The sequence below is a fragment of the Shewanella chilikensis genome (assembly GCF_002836945.1).
GTDB lineage: Bacteria > Pseudomonadota > Gammaproteobacteria > Enterobacterales > Shewanellaceae > Shewanella > Shewanella chilikensis.
The window spans coordinates 17,473-34,509 of record NZ_NIJM01000025.1 but is presented as its reverse complement, the minus strand read 5'-3'; the positions used below and the strand labels follow the sequence as shown (position 1 = coordinate 34,509).

17 protein-coding genes are annotated in these 17,037 nt (G+C 52.5%); all 17 read right to left on the bottom strand.

All coding sequences use genetic code 11. The features are described from left to right. Nucleotides 1-8: 8 nt before the first annotated feature. The 17 genes from fliN to CX651_RS11150 all read right to left on the bottom strand — a co-directional run bounded on the left by fliN (nucleotide 9) and on the right by CX651_RS11150 (nucleotide 16,683). On the bottom strand, nucleotides 9-389 hold the full coding sequence (fliN, locus tag CX651_RS11230) for a flagellar motor switch protein FliN (RefSeq protein ID WP_101056071.1): 381 nt from the start codon (nucleotides 387-389) through the stop codon (nucleotides 9-11). An 11-nt stretch (nucleotides 390-400) separates the two neighbouring features. Continuing rightward, on the bottom strand, nucleotides 401-1,429 hold the full coding sequence (gene fliM, locus CX651_RS11225; protein ID WP_101056070.1) for a flagellar motor switch protein FliM: 1,029 nt from the start codon (nucleotides 1,427-1,429) through the stop codon (nucleotides 401-403). A gap of 26 nt (nucleotides 1,430-1,455) precedes the next feature. After that, nucleotides 1,456-1,980 carry a flagellar basal body-associated protein FliL gene (fliL, locus tag CX651_RS11220; RefSeq protein WP_101056069.1) on the bottom strand — a complete coding sequence of 175 codons (525 nt, stop codon included), beginning with the start codon at nucleotides 1,978-1,980 and terminating at the stop codon, nucleotides 1,456-1,458. A gap of 65 nt (nucleotides 1,981-2,045) precedes the next feature. Next, the gene (locus CX651_RS11215; RefSeq protein ID WP_101056068.1) at nucleotides 2,046-3,590 is read right to left on the bottom strand and encodes a flagellar hook-length control protein FliK; all 1,545 of its coding nucleotides are present in this window, start codon (nucleotides 3,588-3,590) and stop codon (nucleotides 2,046-2,048) included. Nucleotides 3,591-3,738: 148 nt separating this feature from the next. Further along, nucleotides 3,739-4,188 carry a flagellar export protein FliJ gene (gene fliJ / locus CX651_RS11210; protein WP_101056067.1) on the bottom strand — a complete coding sequence of 150 codons (450 nt, stop codon included), beginning with the start codon at nucleotides 4,186-4,188 and terminating at the stop codon, nucleotides 3,739-3,741. 122 nt (nucleotides 4,189-4,310) lie between these two features. Beyond that, a complete protein-coding gene (gene fliI / locus CX651_RS11205) occupies nucleotides 4,311-5,651 on the bottom strand; it encodes a flagellar protein export ATPase FliI (protein WP_101056100.1) in 1,341 nt (446 codons plus the stop codon). Next, nucleotides 5,620-6,594, bottom strand: coding sequence for a flagellar assembly protein FliH (fliH, locus tag CX651_RS11200; RefSeq protein WP_101056066.1), 975 nt, complete (start codon nucleotides 6,592-6,594; stop codon nucleotides 5,620-5,622). Before fliH ends, fliI begins: the two co-directional genes overlap by 32 nt. A gap of 13 nt (nucleotides 6,595-6,607) precedes the next feature. Then, nucleotides 6,608-7,651, bottom strand: a complete 1,044-nt coding sequence (fliG, locus tag CX651_RS11195) for a flagellar motor switch protein FliG (protein WP_025011061.1) — start codon at nucleotides 7,649-7,651, stop codon at nucleotides 6,608-6,610. Next, nucleotides 7,644-9,353, bottom strand: a complete 1,710-nt coding sequence (gene fliF / locus CX651_RS11190) for a flagellar basal-body MS-ring/collar protein FliF (protein ID WP_101056065.1) — start codon at nucleotides 9,351-9,353, stop codon at nucleotides 7,644-7,646. Before fliF ends, fliG begins: the two co-directional genes overlap by 8 nt. A 41-nt stretch (nucleotides 9,354-9,394) precedes the next feature. Next, the gene (gene fliE, locus CX651_RS11185) at nucleotides 9,395-9,727 is read right to left on the bottom strand and encodes a flagellar hook-basal body complex protein FliE (RefSeq protein ID WP_039035638.1); all 333 of its coding nucleotides are present in this window, start codon (nucleotides 9,725-9,727) and stop codon (nucleotides 9,395-9,397) included. A 177-nt stretch (nucleotides 9,728-9,904) separates the two neighbouring features. Further along, nucleotides 9,905-11,236 (bottom strand): sigma-54-dependent transcriptional regulator, encoded by a 1,332-nt coding sequence (locus tag CX651_RS11180; protein ID WP_101056064.1) that lies wholly within the window; start codon nucleotides 11,234-11,236, stop codon nucleotides 9,905-9,907. Beyond that, nucleotides 11,233-12,297, bottom strand: a complete 1,065-nt coding sequence (locus tag CX651_RS11175) for a sensor histidine kinase (RefSeq protein ID WP_101056063.1) — start codon at nucleotides 12,295-12,297, stop codon at nucleotides 11,233-11,235. Before CX651_RS11175 ends, CX651_RS11180 begins: the two co-directional genes overlap by 4 nt. Nucleotides 12,298-12,376: 79 nt before the next feature. Next, nucleotides 12,377-13,807 (bottom strand): sigma-54 dependent transcriptional regulator, encoded by a 1,431-nt coding sequence (locus CX651_RS11170; RefSeq protein WP_039035635.1) that lies wholly within the window; start codon nucleotides 13,805-13,807, stop codon nucleotides 12,377-12,379. Nucleotides 13,808-14,085: 278 nt separating this feature from the next. After that, entirely contained in the window at nucleotides 14,086-14,496 is a 411-nt protein-coding gene (fliS, locus tag CX651_RS11165; protein ID WP_039035634.1) for a flagellar export chaperone FliS, read from the bottom strand. Nucleotides 14,497-14,505: 9 nt separating this feature from the next. After that, nucleotides 14,506-14,853: a hypothetical protein gene (locus CX651_RS11160; protein WP_101056062.1), complete on the bottom strand. Its 348-nt coding sequence runs from the start codon at nucleotides 14,851-14,853 to the stop codon at nucleotides 14,506-14,508. 18 nt (nucleotides 14,854-14,871) lie between these two features. Beyond that, nucleotides 14,872-16,227, bottom strand: a complete 1,356-nt coding sequence (gene fliD / locus CX651_RS11155; protein WP_101056061.1) for a flagellar filament capping protein FliD — start codon at nucleotides 16,225-16,227, stop codon at nucleotides 14,872-14,874. 30 nt (nucleotides 16,228-16,257) lie between these two features. Continuing rightward, entirely contained in the window at nucleotides 16,258-16,683 is a 426-nt protein-coding gene (locus CX651_RS11150) for a flagellar protein FlaG (RefSeq protein WP_101056060.1), read from the bottom strand. Nucleotides 16,684-17,037: the final 354 nt, after the last annotated feature.

Sequence of the window (17,037 nt, the reverse complement as noted above, 5' to 3'; positions counted from 1 at the left end):
CCACCGGCTTATTTAAGTTTCTTGATGCGTTCTGTCTGGCTTATCACATCCGTCAAACGGATACCGAACTTGTCGTTGACCACAACCACTTCACCATGAGCAATCAAGGTGCCGTTGACCATCACATCCAAAGGTTCACCGGCGACTCTATCCAGTTCCACTACCGAGCCTTGGTTAAGCTGCAACAGGTTGCGAATGCTGATAAAACTGCGTCCCACCTCCATGGAGATAGTCACGGGAATATCCAAAATGGTATCCAGTTTGGCGGCTTCCGCTTCCGACAAGGGCTTGGCATCATTCTTCAGCTCATCCAAATCAACCGCTTTGGCCTCTTCTTCAGCCTGCTCAGCCATGGCGGCAGCCCAATCGTCCATCTCTTCAGTACTCATTCTCTCTCACCTTATATTTCCGAGATATCCTTGGATTTCCCTTTGCGGGTTACCAGCTGCAGTTCGGTCTTGACCGTTTCCGGACGCGGGATCTTATCGCAGATCTTCAGCGCCAGATTTTCCTTGACTCTCCCCAACTTACATCTGTAAGTAGGCAAGTCTTCAATCTTCATCACTATATGCTCAGGCAGATCAACCGGGATCACATCACCGGCCTTGAACTCCATCACGTCTCTTAAGGTCATCTCTTTTTCAAGCAAGCGCGCATCCAGCCCCACCTCGACATCCATGATCTCGTCTTTCAGCGCTTGAGACCAGCGCATATCAGTATCTTGCTTGTCACTTTGAACCCCGGCATCCAAGAGTTCACGGATTGGCTCGATCATAGAATAAGGCATGGTGATGTGGAAATCGCCACCACCACCGTCTACCTCAATATGAAAGGAGTTAACCACAACCACTTCAGTCGGGCTGACGATATTGGCCATCGCCGGGTTAACCTCTGAGTCCAGATAGTCGAATTCGACATCCATCACAGGCGCCCAGGCATCTTTGTAATCTTCAAAGATGATCTTCAATAGCAGTTGCACTATGCGCCGCTCTGTCGGGGTGAACTCCCGTCCTTCAATCTTGGCGTGGAAACGGCCATCACCACCGAAGAAGTTGTCCACCAGAATGAACACCAATCTGGCTTCCATGGTGATCAGTGCCGTGCCCTTGAGCGGACTAAAGCGCACCATATTCAAGCTGGTTGGCACAAACAAAGTATGTACATATTCACCAAACTTGAGCATTTGTACGCCGTTAATGGAGACTTCGGCGGCCCGGCGCATCATGTTGAACATGCTGATCCGCAGATGACGGGCAAAGCGCTCATTGACAATTTCCAGGGTCGGCATCCGGCCACGGACAATACGATCCTGGGAAGAAAAGTCATAGGACTGAGCTTCAAGAGTCGACTCCTGCGAATCATCTTCTTCGACGTCGTCCACGCCATGCAGCAGCGCATCAATTTCGTCTTGGCTTAATAAATCACTCACGATATTGCCTTCGCCTCTTGTCCCTGTTACTGCATCACAAAGCCGGTAAACAGCACTTTTTCAACCACTTTTCGGCCTGTCACCGGTTGCAGCGTGTTTTGCACATTGAGCAGCGCCAACTGCCTGAGCTCATCCTTACCCGCCTGGCTGCTGAGCTTTTCGACATCGGCACCACTGAAGGTAGTCAGCAGTGCATCTTCAATCAATGGAACATGCTTCCTGATAGTGACATCGTCATCACTGCCCCGCACCATAAGCTGCACCTTGATCTCCACCAGCCTGGAGCGATTGGCTCCCGGCAAATTAAACAGAAACGGCCTGGGCATAGCGACATAGAAGGCTTCCCTGCTGTCGTTGACCTGAGTGACTTCGGTTTCCTGCTCACCCTTGGCCGCATCGTTCGCAGAATCATCTGAGCCCCCCAGGAAAAACCACAAGCCAGCGCCAATGAGCAGCAACACCACCAGACCTATGCCACCGAAGATAAAGAGTTTCTTTTTACTTTTAGGCGCCTGCGCCTCTTGCAGCTCAAGCTCTTCTTGCTCTGCCATTCTCTACCCTTTCCCTTAATCAACCGCAATGCCCGCGGAAAATACCATCCCTATAGGTTACCTGCTCAGGCGTAATAATCTATACCCGAGCCATAACTTGTTGTGTGATTTGTGCTTTGTGCCGTTTCTTCGGCGGAAATTTCACCATTGGCACCCTCTTGGGCAAAACCACCTCCATTGCCACCTTGCTGCTCGCCTTGCTCCCGACCACCTTGAGAGATGTGGCTATCGGCCAGGTTCATTCCCTGCTCCTGCAGCATTTCTCTCAATCTGGGCATGGCCTGTTCCAGCATATCCCGGGTTTGTGGTTGGGTGACATGGAACTGCACCTGAGTCTGATCACCATGCACCTGAACCCTGACCATCATGGCTCCAAGCTCTGGTGGGTCGAGACGAATTTCAGCCTGCTGCACACCATTACTGACCATGGTAATCAACTGCTGCCGCATCACGGGGGCAAAACGCTGTACCATATCGGCGGTTTGCAGTGATTGCTCCATCCCCTGCCTCAACGACAGTTGATATTGGGCCATCTCTCCCCGCAGGGGAGGCTGTAATCCTTGTTGATGCAGCTGTTGCTGGAATGGGCTGATATCTGTCTGGGTTGATGCCGCATCCCCCTTGAGCGCCTGATGTATGGCGTCACTCACAGGGCTTCGTACCTCGGCAGCGCTCTGCACACCTTTCGCCTCCGCCTTCAGCACGCCTGCCAGAACATCCTTGGCCGTAGCTTTGTCACTCTTGCCGTCAGCGCCAACAGACGTTGCCGCCGTTGCCACCGCAGCGTCCAACTTGCCGGCAGTATCTGTCTTGGCCTTATCGGCAATTGCGCTTTGCGCCAAGATCTTGTCACTCTTTTCCTCAGCAGCATTAAGCACTGCTTCACGAGCCACAGCAGCCATACCATCCTGAGTCGCCGCCTTACGCGCTGACTTATCAGCATCCGCCCAGCCCATTTGTTGCTCGCCTTGCTGAGACTTGGCCTTATCTGCCGTAACCGTCTTATCAAGAGCCAGTAAAGGAGCATCTAAGGTTTCATCCTCTGCTTCGCTATCGCCTTTGCTTGCCGCTTCCTGATCAGTATCGGTCAGTTTGGCGCTGTCTTGTTCACTCTCGTCACTTTCGTCAGCGGTAATCAGTTCTGCACCTTCCGGGCTATCTATCGCTACTATGCCAAGCTCGACACCACTCTGTTTAAGGTTTTCCAGGAGCTGTATCTGTTCTTCGGGAGACATGGCCTTGATCTCATCTTCCTTGAGCCCGGTAAGTGCGGCAATCTGTGTTAGCAGACTTTGCTCATCGACTTCGGTGGCCATATTGGTGGCCATAGTGTTGACCATAGTGCCGTCTTCAGACGGCAAGTTCTTGCCCATGGCTATCTGCCCCAAAATGAGCGAGACATCGACAGCCTGCTTTGCATGGAAGTTTTCACTGTCAAGACTGCCGCCGGGAAATGTCGGCTTAACGCCTTGCGAGTCGAATGAGAATTTAGTCTGCGCCTCTTGATAAGCAGCAGAAAAAGCTTCGTTATCAGTTGATTGCAGCGCATCTGTAGCGGCCACTCCCTTGCTGCCTGCATTGCCGAACAGGATATTGGATAACTGCTGCATGCCTTCCTCCAGCACCTAGGCCCTCAATAGATAAAGATAGGCCGAGTCAGAATTAATGTCTCTGTCTCAAACAAAGCAAAATTCACGCCAACAAAAAATATAGAATGAATTCTCAAGGAATTGTCCGGGAATGGATGTCGGAATGGGCTCAATGCTTGAGCTTACGACGGAAAAAATGCTGGGAAGCAAACTCATCGATCAGTTTCTGCTCCTGTTTGGCAGCTTTGGCTTCGGCCTGCAGAGCTTTTTTCTCCAGCAACATCTCCACCGCCTTGCGCTTTTGCTGCTTCTCCAGCCAATGTTGCTGCCGATAGCCCCGCTGCTTATCGGCCTCGGCGACCACAGCAAGTTGTTGCCCTATGGCATCATCTACCTGACGCACAAATCGATGAAACTGCTGGTAATAGGAGGCGCCAATGCTCTGCCCCTGCTGAGCATCGAGTTGCTTCATATAGTCGAGACGGTATTCCTGCAGCGCCTGCAGCTGAGACTTACGCCTCTGGCATTCCATTTGCGCAGCTTTAAGCTGCAGTGCCGCCTGCTCTTCGGCTTCGACCGCCAATTTCAACACAGTGTGCAAAGGATCGGGTTTCGCCATCTGTAATACTATTCCTTAAAATTGCCTGCCTTGCGGGCCTTAACCCGGCGCTCTATTGAGATCAGGCTCCCCTATTGTCACTGCATTTTTGTCGAGCACGCAAACTCCCGCACTCAATAGCATTACACCTTACATTGGGCGGCAAGCTGCCCCAACATCTGCTGGCAATCGCTGAAACTGATGGCATCGCGCATCCCCTGCCGCAAAAAGGCGTTCATGGCGGGTTGCAGGCGTATGGCGTTATCGATACGCGGATCCGAGCCTTGGGAATAGGCACCGATGGAGATCAGATCCCGGTTTTGCTGGTAGAGCGAATAAACCTGCTTGACGCGTCGCATCGCTTCCAGGTGCCCCTCGCTTATCACCATAGGTGCCACCCGACTGATGGAAGCTTCAATATCTATCGCCGGATAATGCCCAGAGTCGGCCAAGGCCCGTGACAACACTATGTGACCATCCAAAATAGCCCGCGAGGCATCGGCAATGGGATCTTGCTGATCGTCCCCTTCGGTAAGCACAGTATAGAAGGCAGTGATCGAGCCCTGCCCTTCACCGCCATTACCGGCGCGCTCCACCAAACGGGGCAACTTGGCAAATACCGAAGGCGGATACCCCTTGGTTGCCGGCGGCTCACCGACCGCCAGGGCGATTTCCCGCTGCGCCTGGGCGTAACGGGTCAGGCTATCCATCAACAGCAGAACATCATAGCCGAGATCGCGAAAATACTCGGCTATCCGAGTCGAGGTTTCGCAGGCGCGAAGGCGCATCAAGGGGGAGGTATCGGCCGGGGCGGCTATGACCACAGAGCGGGCCCGCCCCTCGGCGCCCAGGATCTCTTCGATAAACTCTTTCACCTCCCGGCCACGCTCCCCCACCAGGCCAACCACAATAATATCGGCCGTGGTGCCGCGGGTCATCATGCCAAGGAGCACACTCTTACCCACGCCGGAGCCGGCAAAGAGCCCCATACGTTGGCCCTTGCCCACGGTAAGCATGGCGTTGATGGCTCTGACGCCTACATCGAGCGGTTCGGTAATCGCCCGTCTGGCCAAGGGGTTGATTGCCGGGCTGTGGCGCGAGGCTTGTTCGTCTGTGTGCAGGGCGCCCATACCATCAAGCGGCTGGCCGTTGCCGTCCAGCACCCGACCAAGAAGACTCAAACCAACACTGAGCCCGGTTTGCTCACCGAGCGGCATCACTTTGGCGCCGGGCAGCACGCCCCTGAGTTCTTCCACCGGCATCAAATACAGCAGCTCATCGTCAAAACCTATCACCTCGGCAATAAGCTTACCCGCCATAGTATCTATGGCGCAGAGACTACCAACCGGCGCCCGGCAACCACTGGCTTCCAGCGTCAGGCCAACCACCCGCACCAACTGGCCGCTGGCAACCGCTTGAAACGGCGCCTGCTTTTCAGCCAAGTGTTTGAGTTCACTCAGCAGTTGGCTTCGGCGCTGCTGCATCATGAGTGTCTCCTTCGCTGGGCTGTTCGCCCTCTTGGCTTGCAGTCTCTGTCTTATCGTTTATCGCGGCAGTTTGTTCATCGGCAAGCGTTTGCTCCTGCTCGCTGTCCGGTATAGGCAGGCTTGGCCTATCGTCTATTGCGGCCTGCTGCTGGGCTGCCTTTTTCGCCAACATGGATTGTTCGGCTTCAAGATTGGCAAACACCCCTTCCAAACGGGTTTCCAGACGCATATCCACTTGCGAGCGTTGGCTGTCCACCACACAATCGCCCCGGTTGAGGCCGGGATCGGCTTCCAGTGTCCAGCGGTTACGTGTCAGTTGCTCTTCACCATAGAGCTCACTGACCAAAGCCATATCTTCGGGATGCAGGCGCAGATTCACTTTCTGCTCTTTGAGAGGCAGGGCATCTATCCCTTGCCTGAGCGCCGCCAGTATATGTTCCGGGTGGGTCTTCAGCTCATGGGCAATAAGATTGCGCGCCAAAGTGCCGACCAAGGTCAGCAAAGATTCTTCTATCTGGGTATCCAGCAGCGCCAGCGGCGCCTCGAACTGAGCGAGCAAGGCGTCGAAACGCTCTATCATGGCGGCGGCCTGTTGCAAGCCTTCTTCCCGGCCTTGCTCAAGCCCCTGGGCAAAACCTTCACTGTGGCCCTGTTCCAAGCCCTGAAGACGGCCTTCCTCCAGGCCTTTGGCCAGCCCTTGTTCCTTGCCTTCGGCAAAACCTTCCTGCTCGGCTTGCTCGCGGATAGATTCGATTTCAGCCAAAGTCGGTGGTGATACAGCCTCTTCGGCGGCCTTGGGCTCTATGCGTCCAGGCTTATAGCCAAACAGATTACTCGGCTTAAGCGGCATGGCGTCACCCACATCGGGCAACTGCCAATGAACAAACTCGTCCGCTTCATCCGGCGGCAAAATGTTGTGGGACACCTTTTTGTCAGTCATTCAAACTCGCCTGTCAGAGGAATTCTTCACTGCCGCCGCCACCGAGCATAATCTCTCCGGCATCGGACAAGCGACGGGCGATGGACAATATCTCTTTCTGGGCCACTTCCACTTCGCTGATACGAATTGGCCCCATGGCCTCGAGATCGTCACGCAGCAATTCGGCGGCACGTTTGGACATATTGCCGAGGATCTTTTCCTTCAATGGCTCGTCGGCGCCCTTGAGCGCCTTCATCAGTACATCCTGCTGCACTTCCCGCAGCAGCGTCTGAATACCACGGTCGTCGACATCAATAAGGTTTTCGAACACGAACATCAAGTCCTGGATCTGCTGCGCCATCTCTTCGTCGGACTCGCGCAGGGTTTCCATCAGTTGGCTCTCCACCCCGGTATCCAGGTAGTTCATAATGTTGGCAGCAGCCTTCAAGCCACCCATCTTGGCGGCCTGGGCGCCACCCTGACCGGCAAACTGTTTCTCCATGATGTCGTTAAGCTCCTGCAGTGCTGCAGGTTGTACCTCTTCAAGGTTGGCGATACGCATCATCAAATCGAGACGGGTGTTTTCCGGGAACTGGGCAAAGATTTCCGCTGCCTGATCCGGTTCAAGATAGGACAAAACAATGGTTTGGATCTGCGGGTGTTCATTCTGGATGATAGTCGCCACCTGCCTGGCGTCCATCCACTTGAGCGAGTCGAGGCCTTTGGCGCCACTGCCCATGACAATCTGCTCGATAAGGTTACCGGCCTTGTCTTCACCCAGCGCGGTAGTCAGTGCCTTGCGCACAAACTCTTCGCTGTTAAAGCCTATGGAGGAGTATTTCTGGATATCATCCAGAAACAGCTTGTGAACCGCAACCACCTTCTCCTGGCCGAACTCCTGCATGGCCGCCATGGCCATACCCACCTTTTGAACCTGTTTGGGTTCCAAGTGTTTGAGAATAGAGGCCGCATCGGCTTCACTGAGACTCAGCAACAAAATGGCGGTCTTCTCAATCCCGTTGAGATTCTTGACGTCGAAGCCGCTCTCGGCTGGTTTATCCGCTTTTTTTTCAGGCATCTTCTTGCAACCAGTTCTTCACCACTTGGGTGGACAGTTCAGGTTCATTGGCCACCAGAGCACGTATGGCCTTAATCATATCATCATCTTTGTGCAGATCCGGTATCAGTATCGAACCGTCATCGGCATAGCTGTATTCACTTTCAGGGCGGTTGAGCATGCCCAGGGTGTCGGCAGCGTACTGATCTTCAATATCTGCCAGCTCATGCCCCAGCGCAGGTTCATCCGGCATATTCTGGCCATCGGGATAGATGAGGCGTTTGAGCATGGGACGCACCACGAACAGGATAAGCACCAAAATCACCAAGGCACCTATGCCGAGTTTCATCGCCCGCCAGAACCAGGGCTGCTCCCACAGAGGTGGCTCAGGCAAATCTTCAACCAGTTGATCCATAAAGGGCACAGTCACCACTTCTATCATGTCGCCCCTTTGGCTGTTGAAGCCAACGGCGCCTTCCAGCAAGCGACGGATATTGGCCATCTCTTCACCTGTGCGAGGTACTCTGGCGACCTGACCATTTTCACCGGCAGCACCTGCCTTGTAGTCGACCGCCACTGAGACACTGACCCGGCGTACCACACCTATCTGCTGACGGGTATGGCTGATGGTGGTATCCAGCTCAAAATTACGGGTCGCTTCCCTATGGCTGTTGCCTGAAGTAACACTGCTGCTTTCTGCGGCATCGGCAGCGTTTTCAGGAATATTGGACTCCATCGGCGGCTGATTGGAAAGGGCTCCGGGGATGCCGCCACTGCTGCCACCAACGCTGTTGTTTTCCACTGTCATTTCACTGCGAAGTGATGGCAGATCCGGGTTGAAACGCTTGGCTGTTTGCTCGACGGCGGTGAAGTCCATGCTGACATCCACCTGGGAAGTGAAATTTTCCGGGCCGAGGATCGGCATCAGAATCGAATCTATCTTGTTGCGGTATTCGTTTTCTTTTTGCTGCACCAGCTCAAGCTCGCGTCTGGCGCGGGCAGATACCCCATCCTGACTGCCTGAGTTCAGCAAGCGGCCGTTGGAGTCTGTCACAGTCACCCGGCTGGGATCCATGTCATGAACTGCAGAGGCAACAATATCTACTATTGCATCAACCTCTTCCTGGCCCAAACCGCCCCTGCGGGTACTGACCACCACTGTGGCACTGGGTTTGGCGCGATTGCGGGCGAATACATTTTCCTTTGGCAGCGCCAGGATCACCTTGGCACGGCTGACACTATTGAGCTCTTCAATCGCCCGCGCCAGATTCATCTCCTGACTCTGCTTCAGCCGGGCTTGTTCCATCCGCTGACTGACACCAAAGCCGGAATCCTGGCTCAGATAATCCTTGGCATCGGCGCTGGAATCTATACCGGCGCGGCTCAGCATCATCTTCACGTCCTGGTACTTGTCTTCAGGCACAGTAATCACATCGACTTCAATCTTGTACGGCACCCGGTTCTTATCCAGTACATCGAGAACCTGTACCATCTCCTGGGTATCCATCTTGCCCAGTGGCCGATATTCAGGCTCCTGAGCCCAAATCATCACAAATACCGCCAGTGCCAGACAGATAGCCAATGCCAGGATCATGGTGATCTGCCGCAGCATATCCACTCCCCCGAGGGAGCCCAATACACCCGACTTGTTTTCCTGTTGGGCCCCATCCAGCGTAGTTCCAGCGGCGGAAACATTGGATCCTGCTACTAATTCTGTGCTCACTGTGCGTTCCTGTTATCCGGGATCTGTGATGCAAGCAGGCCTTAAACAGGCATGCTCATAATCTCTTTGTAGGCTTCAACCAGCTTGTTGCGCACCTGCACTGTGGCCTCGAAGGCAACGCTGGCTTTCTCGCGGGCAATAACAGTGTCAGACAGAGACACAGTGGTGTCGCCCATCTCCAGCCGGGTAGCCAGATTGGATGATGTGCTTTGCAACTCACTGACATTGCCGACCGCCTGGGCCAGCAATTGGCTAAAGTCGGCCCCTGAGGTATTGCCCACCTGACGTACAGGCGAAGACTGAAATCCCGTTGGGGCAATTTCACCTTTAAGTGATTGCATTTCCTGCAATAAAGAATTGGCACCTATTTGCATCTTCTCACTCCTGTCGTCAGCGAATTGACGAAAAATCTGGGTTACCGGACTCTATGCAATTAGTTTGCCAAAAGTGGAATAATCAAAATTGAGATGGCTAAAGGCCCTGAATTCAAGCAGAGCCAGAGGAAAAACATAAAGATTGGAAAGCGGCCTGACGGCCGCTTTGGGGGATATTCAGGCGGGCACCTCTATGCCCATCTCGCGCATGCGCGCCATCTTGTATCTGAGAGTGCGGGCACTGATCCCCAATTTCTCGGCTACCAGCTTGCGACTGCCCTGACACTGGGCCAGAGTCTCGAGAATAATCACATGCTCCTGAGCCTTGAGCTCATCACCGAGCGCCTCAGGCGTTTCCTGGGCTGTGGTATCTCCCAGCGCAACATCCTGCAAATCGATAATGATATCGCCGGCTTCTATCTGCCCTTGATTCAAGATCAGTGCTCGCTGGATCACGTTATCCAGCTCACGGACATTCCCCGGCCAGCGATGGGCCAACAAACGCCGCACGGCAGCATCGCTGAGAACTGGAACCGGGTTAATTGCCGCATTTTCGGCATGGCGTGCCAACAGATGCTTGGCCAGCGGAATGATATCCGCCGGTCTTTGATTCAATGCCGGCCAGGCAAGCGGGAACACATTGATCCTGTAATAAAGATCTTCGCGAAACTCGCCCTTGGCCACCATCTCTTTCAGATCCCGGTTGGAAGTTGCCAGTACCCGGACATCGAGCTTAATGGTCTTGCGGCCCCCCAGGCGTTCAACCTCACGCTCCTGCAGCACCCGCAGCAGCTTGGCCTGCAAAGACAGCTCCATCTCGGAAATCTCATCGAGCAGCAGTGTGCCACCATGAGCTTGTTCAAACTTGCCGGGGCAAGCCTGATAAGCCCCGGTAAAGGCGCCTTTCTCGTAGCCAAACAAGGTGGCTTCGAGCATATTTTCCGGGATGGCAGCGCAGTTAATCGCCACAAAAGGCCCGTCAGGTCTTTGGCTGTGCCGATGAATGTAGCGAGCCAACACCTCTTTGCCCGAGCCGCTGGGGCCACTTATCATCACAGAGGCGTCAGAAGCGGCTACCCGCTGCGCCAATGCCAGCAAGGCCAAGCTCTTTTCATCAGCCACTACGGGGCTGCCACTAACCACCTTGGGGCGTAAATAACGACTCACCTGATTAAGCAGCACCTGAGGAGCAAACGGCTTGGCGAGATAATCTACCGCTCCCAACTTGATAGCACTGACGGCATTATCAATAGTGGCATAGGCCGTCATCAACAGGACTGGCAACTGCGGATGTTGCTGACGCAGATAATCCAGCAGCCCCATACCGCCGATACCCTCCATCTGTACATCGCTTATCACCATGTCAAAACGATTACCTTTCAAAGCCGTTATCGCTTCTTCGGCGCTGGCGACGTCAACACACTCGTAACAGGCCAGCAGCAAGGTATCGAGCAGCGCTTCCCGGAGCGCGGCGTCATCTTCCACCAAAAGAATTTTTGCTTCGCTCATACCGTCCCCCCTTGAGAAGCTGTCATCAGTGGGAAGCTCAGCGTAACGGTACAACCGGCGCCCAACTCACAGCTGAGATCCAATTTGCCGCCGTGGCTGCGCACGACTGACTGCACCACCGCCAGCCCAAGCCCTGTGCCCTGACGCTTGGTGGTAAAGAAAGGCTCCAACACCTGTTTTTGCATCTTGCTATCAAGCCCCTTGCCGTTATCTATCACATCAAGGCGCAGTGCCTGGTCACAGCTCAGGCGCAGAATGACGTTTGTGGCACCGGCTTCCAGGCTATTGATCACCAGATTATTGATGGCAGAGCTCAATCCATGAAGATTGACCTGCATCTCGCGGTCACCTTCAAGTTGCAGACTCAATTCGGCGTTTTGCTTGGCGGCAATTGGCTCGCAGTTGGCCATCACTTTTTCCAGCACTGTCGAGAAAGGCACTCTGTCGCAGGCTTCCTCTTGCTTACCTTTGGCAATCAACAACATGTCATTGACCTGCTGTTCCAACTCGGAAAGTCTGTCGAGCAGTTTGCCCTGAAAACGCTCTCTGGAGCCGGTATCCAGTCTTGGACTACCCAAATTAGCGGCATAAAGTAAAGCGGCAGAAAGCGGAGTGCGTATTTGGTGCGCCAGCGTGGCAACCATTTTTCCCAGAGCAGACAGGCGTTCAAGGTGGGAAAGATTTTGCTGCAATAGCCGGGTTTCGGTGAGATCGGTCAGCATAATCAGCTGCCCCTGCTCAGGTGTCAGCGGCGTAATAGCCAGCTTCACCCGGCGGCCATTTCGCAGGGAAACTTCATGACCATCGTCTTTTTGCGGCGCGAAGGCGCGATTGATAATAGTGAGCCAGCGCTGACCCACCAAAGGAACACCCAACAAAGATTCGGCAACCGGGTTGGCTTCGCTGACCAAGCCGTCACCATTGAGGATAACGACGCCCGAAGGCATGGCCTGCAGAATATGCTCCATACGATTGGACATATTGGCGGCTTCCCTTACCGGGATCCATTCGCGGCCATGATGAGAGATGGTTTCGAGCTGTGCCAGCGGGCTTGCGGACATATAAACCCCGTCAAAAATACGATGCTGACAGGGTTAATGCAGACTTTATGCCAACTTAAAAGTCAAAATTATCAGGATATTAATCTTTACTCATGCCATATTTACGCATTTTCTCCACCAAAGTGGTGCGGCGAATACCCAGCATTTCAGCCGCGCGGGCAACGACATTATCCTGCTGATCCAGTGCTTGGCGTATCATATCGATTTCCAACTCAGCCAAGAGATCCTTAAGATTGACTCCTTCAGGCGGCAGCTCACTGGGGAAACGGGTATCAGGCAGATCAACCGGTTCTTCGTCATTGAAGATAGATGCCAAAGCATCACGCTCAAGTTGTTCTTCGCTAACCTCAACCGAGTACTCGGGCACATCAATATGACGGTATTTAACCGGTAAGTCATTAACGTCAACCAGGCCACCCGGGTAGAGAATCGTTAACCTCTCAACCAGATTGGACAGTTCACGGACATTACCTGACCAGCCATGTTCCTTAAGCGAATCGATGGCACGCTGGGTAAAACGCACCCGGCCCTTGCCTTCATTGAACACCCGGCTGACCAACTCCTGCAATAATAGCGGGATATCATCCCGGCGCTCACTAAGGGGCGGCATTTCGATGGGAAATACATTGAGACGATAGAAGAGGTCTTCGCGGAACTCTCCTTCTTCAATCATGGTTTCCAGATTTCTGTGAGTCGCGGCAACTACCCGTACATCAGCGTTAATCGCCTTGTTGCCGCCCACACGTTCAAACACTCTCTCCTGCAACACCCGCAGCAACTTGACTTGCATCTGCAGCGGCATATCGCCGATTTCATCGAGGAACAAAGTGCCGCCTTCGGCCAGTTCAAAACGCCCCTTACGGGAGCTGATGGCGCCGGTAAAAGAACCTTTCTCATGACCAAACAGCTCACTTTCCAACAGTTCCGGTGGAATGGCGCCGCAATTGACCGGAATAAAAGGGCCATCACGACGCTCTGAAAGATAATGGATATTACGGGCAACCACTTCTTTGCCTGTACCAGAGGGCCCCAGCACCAACACAGTAGCATCAGAGCCGGCCACCTGGTTGATCAGATGGCGCACATTGGCGATACCTTCGCTACGGCCAACAAGACTGCGGAACAGTTTTGTCTGATTGGCACTGGTAGGTACCTGAGGCCGCTTGACCTGGCCAAAAACCTGACAGAAGTGCAACAACTCGGTTAACTGGGAATAGCTCAGGGGTTCATCAATCCGGCCGAGCAGATTCGAGGAGCTAATGCTACTCTGCCCAAGCAGCAACATAGGCTGCCATGGCAGTTTGAACATCAGAGATTGTAATGCATCACCCTCTACGCTATCTGCAACCAAAATCATGGCCCGACATCGAGTTTCCGGAGATTGCGCATCAATGGTATCGGGAGCCACGACTTCCACTTGCTCACCAATAAACTCTAAAACACAAGACAAGCGATTGGTACGCTCAGAGGGGGGTCCGACAAGTAAAATTCGTTGATCTGTATGCATCATTCAGTGGGCCGCTAAGCTTTGGCAATTATGGATTCGCATTAATTATTAGTGTTAGTTGCTCTGGAAAGTCTGGCAATGCTTTCTTCACATACTCAGCTAAATTTTTAGCAATGCTGAATATTGTATTATCGGCACGATATAAGCAAGCCTAGGATGGCTTTTCTGCCTACCCCTTCCAGATTTTAGTCTAAATTCAGGGTACAAACACCGATATCGTCAATTAAATGACGGATGTCAAAAAGGCGCTTTAAGCGCCTTTGTTCAGAGTGAGCAATAACTCAGCGATTTTCTTCATGAGCCGTAAGGTGATGTTTATCGGCGGGGATAGCATCCCAGGCTTCTTTGATATCCCGCAGCACAGCCGCAACATCATCCAGAGCCTGCACATCATTGTTGAGATTCGCCTCTGTAATACGCCGCAGCATAAAGTCATACAGATTATTGAGGTTGGTAGCGATTTCACCACCGGCTTCCATTACCAAGCTTCCTCTTAACCCCTGGATAATACCAATAGCTTTACCCAAGAGGACGCCTTTTTGGGCAACATTATTTTGCTCCATCGCAGCTTTGGCCTGCGCGATTCTTTCCAAAGCCCCGCTGAACATCATTTGAGTGATTTTATGAGGACTCGCCTCAGAAAGCTGGCTTTCCAGAGAAACTGTTCTATACGACTGCAGTGAACCTCTCATAGCTCGTTCCTACCTTTCAAAATCTAGGGTTCGATAAACATTCAGTTTGCGATCATTCCCCCGGAGCGTAATCAAAGTATCGGCATAGGCTTTCCTAACAACAGAAATCCGACGTTCTATGTCCAAAGTCAGTTGGTGTTGTTGTTCCAATACATCTTGACTACTTTCCAGTGGTAATGTTACCAACTGTTCGATTAATTTTTGGCGCTCGAATACCAAACCCTGCAAGACTCTAGCCAACTCTTCATGTTCTTCCAGCTGCTCCATCAAGCATTGCTCAAGTTGGTCTACTACCCCCACAAGCTTCTTGGACAAATTTGCCAACTCGTCCAACAGTATCTGCTGCTCCAAATTCAATTAACCTCCATAATAGAGTTACTTATCATTGGATACCAATCCAGGGAGAGAATTCAAACGCTGGCTCAGCAAGGCTCCTTGAGAGTTGAGTTGACCAACCAATAAATCCATCGCATTGTATTGTTTAGTGAGCCTATCCTCATAAGCCTTCATTTTTAATTCCAGAGACTCGCGTTCATCTCCAATCCTGGCCAGACGATTATCCAGTGATTCATCACGACTATCGAGCAATCCGCCAGTTTGGACATAGGTATCACCAACGCTTTTCATTTTAGCCGCGAACCCATTCTCTTCATTGGTAAAAAAGTCTGTGACATTGGCTAAATCATTTTCCAGAACTTCTTTTAGACGATCTTCATCAAGTTCCAAGGAACCATCGCGGGTAGTCTTGATCCCCAGATTGGCCAATGCCATACCTTCACCGTAAGACGATGAGATGGCACCCCTAAATTGCCCTTGTAAACTCCGGATAAGAGAGTCACCTTGAAATACACCTGACTGCTTGGTCTTAGGATCATAACTCGACATCCCACGGGCCGTTTCCATCATGCTGTTATAGGCATCAACAAACTCTTTAATCGCCTTGGTTGCCCCAGCCCTGTCCGGCTCTATGGTCAGAGTTGTGCTTTTATCGGCATCCGCATCTTTGAGGTTTAATGTCACCCCCTGAATGGCATTCTCAACCTCATTGGAATTTGATGTTACCTTCAAACCATCAACATACAATATGGCATCTTTAGCGGCTTGAACTTCCGTCATTGCGAAAGTATCTGCCAACGCAGTGCCAGTATCATCTGTAGCCGATAATTGAATCTGATTGTCTGTTCCGGTCTTATTGGAAGTCAGCACCATCTGGGGGCCGGCATCACTGTTGATAATAGTCGCCGTGACCCCTACATTATCCTCTGCGCTATTGATTTTTTTCACTATATCCTGCAGCGAATCATCACTATTGACCTCAATTGCAAAGCTTTCACCTGCAACATCAATGTCCAGCGAACCACTGCCAATAGGGGAGGTCACATCGGTTACATTGGCCGAACCCAGCTTTTGGCTCTGCGCCAACTGTTCAACCACCAGGTTGTAACTGCCGGCAACAGCATCCGGCGTCGCCTTGGCCGATAAATAATCGCTCTTGGATAAGTTGGAAGTAAAGCCGGTAAAGGTTTTGCTTTCAGACAAGGGTTTCAACTTATCCATAAACTCGGAAATACTGCTTTTCAACGCACCTATCGCCGAAATTTGAGTGTTGATCAACCCTTCAGTCTGATTGAGCCTAGCCTCCTTGGGTGCCTTCTCGGCATTAACCAAAGCAGAAACAATACCACTAATATCCAGCCCAGAACCTATGCCGGTCGCAGTTAAACCCGCCATGCTAACCTCCTACATATTGTGACGTACCAGTTACGCCTCAGTCTTCATCAATACACCGGCAATTTCAGACATTTTCTCAGCCAAGGCCAAAGCCTCTTCGGAAGGAATTTGTCTTATCAGTTCACCCGAGTCCATATCCATCACACTGACCACCGGTGCGCCCTGGGTTTCATCTACCCTAAACTCCAGGCCTTTACGCATCAGGCTCATCATGTCGGTGAGTGACTCGGTCAATTCCAGCAGGGCTTCGGTATCTGCTTCGCTGGTTGCCTGGGTGCCAGAGACCTGCTCTGAGGCGGCAACCTTGCCAATCTCTTCGCCCTTCGCGGCAAAACCAGCATTTTTTATGCCAACTTGACTGGCATTGTTTGCCCCGTCCGGCGGCAAGGCTCGGTCGTATGTTGCCGATGTCCCAGCAAATGTGGCTGTGGAAGCTATTTGTATTTCACCGCTCATGGGTTTCCTCCCTACACATACCTGTTCTTGCCGTATGCCGCTATACATTTCCAGCGTCGCCGTACGGGCCCAGTGTAACCATTTGGCAGCCATATACCTAATGTAAACACAGGCTGCGACAGCATGGTCTTATTATGCCTTAAACCAGCTCATTGCGCCGGGCATGGCAAACAGATGGCGTCCTCAAACAAAAGGGAGGGCATCGTGCCCTCCCCCTCCTGATATACCGCTGCGGTTCAAATCGCAGCGGCGTTTATGTCAGCCTGCCGTTATCAGAGCATCATCGCTTAGAGCAGTGACAGGGCCACCTGAGGCAACTGGTTCGCCTGGGCCAGCATCGCAGAGGAAGTCTGA

Coding starts and splice junctions, on each gene's coding strand:
- CX651_RS11150 (WP_101056060.1), bottom strand. CDS start 16,683: ATGAGCGGTGAAATACAAATAGCTTCCACAGCCACATTTGCTGGGACA.
- CX651_RS11215 (WP_101056068.1), bottom strand. CDS start 3,590: ATGCAGCAGTTATCCAATATCCTGTTCGGCAATGCAGGCAGCAAGGGA.
- fliH (WP_101056066.1), bottom strand. CDS start 6,594: ATGACTGACAAAAAGGTGTCCCACAACATTTTGCCGCCGGATGAAGCG.
- fliI (WP_101056100.1), bottom strand. CDS start 5,651: ATGCAGCAGCGCCGAAGCCAACTGCTGAGTGAACTCAAACACTTGGCT.
- fliE (WP_039035638.1), bottom strand. CDS start 9,727: ATGCAAATAGGTGCCAATTCTTTATTGCAGGAAATGCAATCACTTAAA.
- fliD (WP_101056061.1), bottom strand. CDS start 16,227: ATGGCGGGTTTAACTGCGACCGGCATAGGTTCTGGGCTGGATATTAGT.
- fliS (WP_039035634.1), bottom strand. CDS start 14,496: ATGAGAGGTTCACTGCAGTCGTATAGAACAGTTTCTCTGGAAAGCCAG.
- fliL (WP_101056069.1), bottom strand. CDS start 1,980: ATGGCAGAGCAAGAAGAGCTTGAGCTGCAAGAGGCGCAGGCGCCTAAA.
- CX651_RS11175 (WP_101056063.1), bottom strand. CDS start 12,297: ATGTCCGCAAGCCCGCTGGCACAGCTCGAAACCATCTCTCATCATGGC.
- fliG (WP_025011061.1), bottom strand. CDS start 7,651: ATGCCTGAAAAAAAAGCGGATAAACCAGCCGAGAGCGGCTTCGACGTC.
- fliN (WP_101056071.1), bottom strand. CDS start 389: ATGAGTACTGAAGAGATGGACGATTGGGCTGCCGCCATGGCTGAGCAG.
- fliJ (WP_101056067.1), bottom strand. CDS start 4,188: ATGGCGAAACCCGATCCTTTGCACACTGTGTTGAAATTGGCGGTCGAA.
- CX651_RS11170 (WP_039035635.1), bottom strand. CDS start 13,807: ATGATGCATACAGATCAACGAATTTTACTTGTCGGACCCCCCTCTGAG.
- CX651_RS11180 (WP_101056064.1), bottom strand. CDS start 11,236: ATGAGCGAAGCAAAAATTCTTTTGGTGGAAGATGACGCCGCGCTCCGG.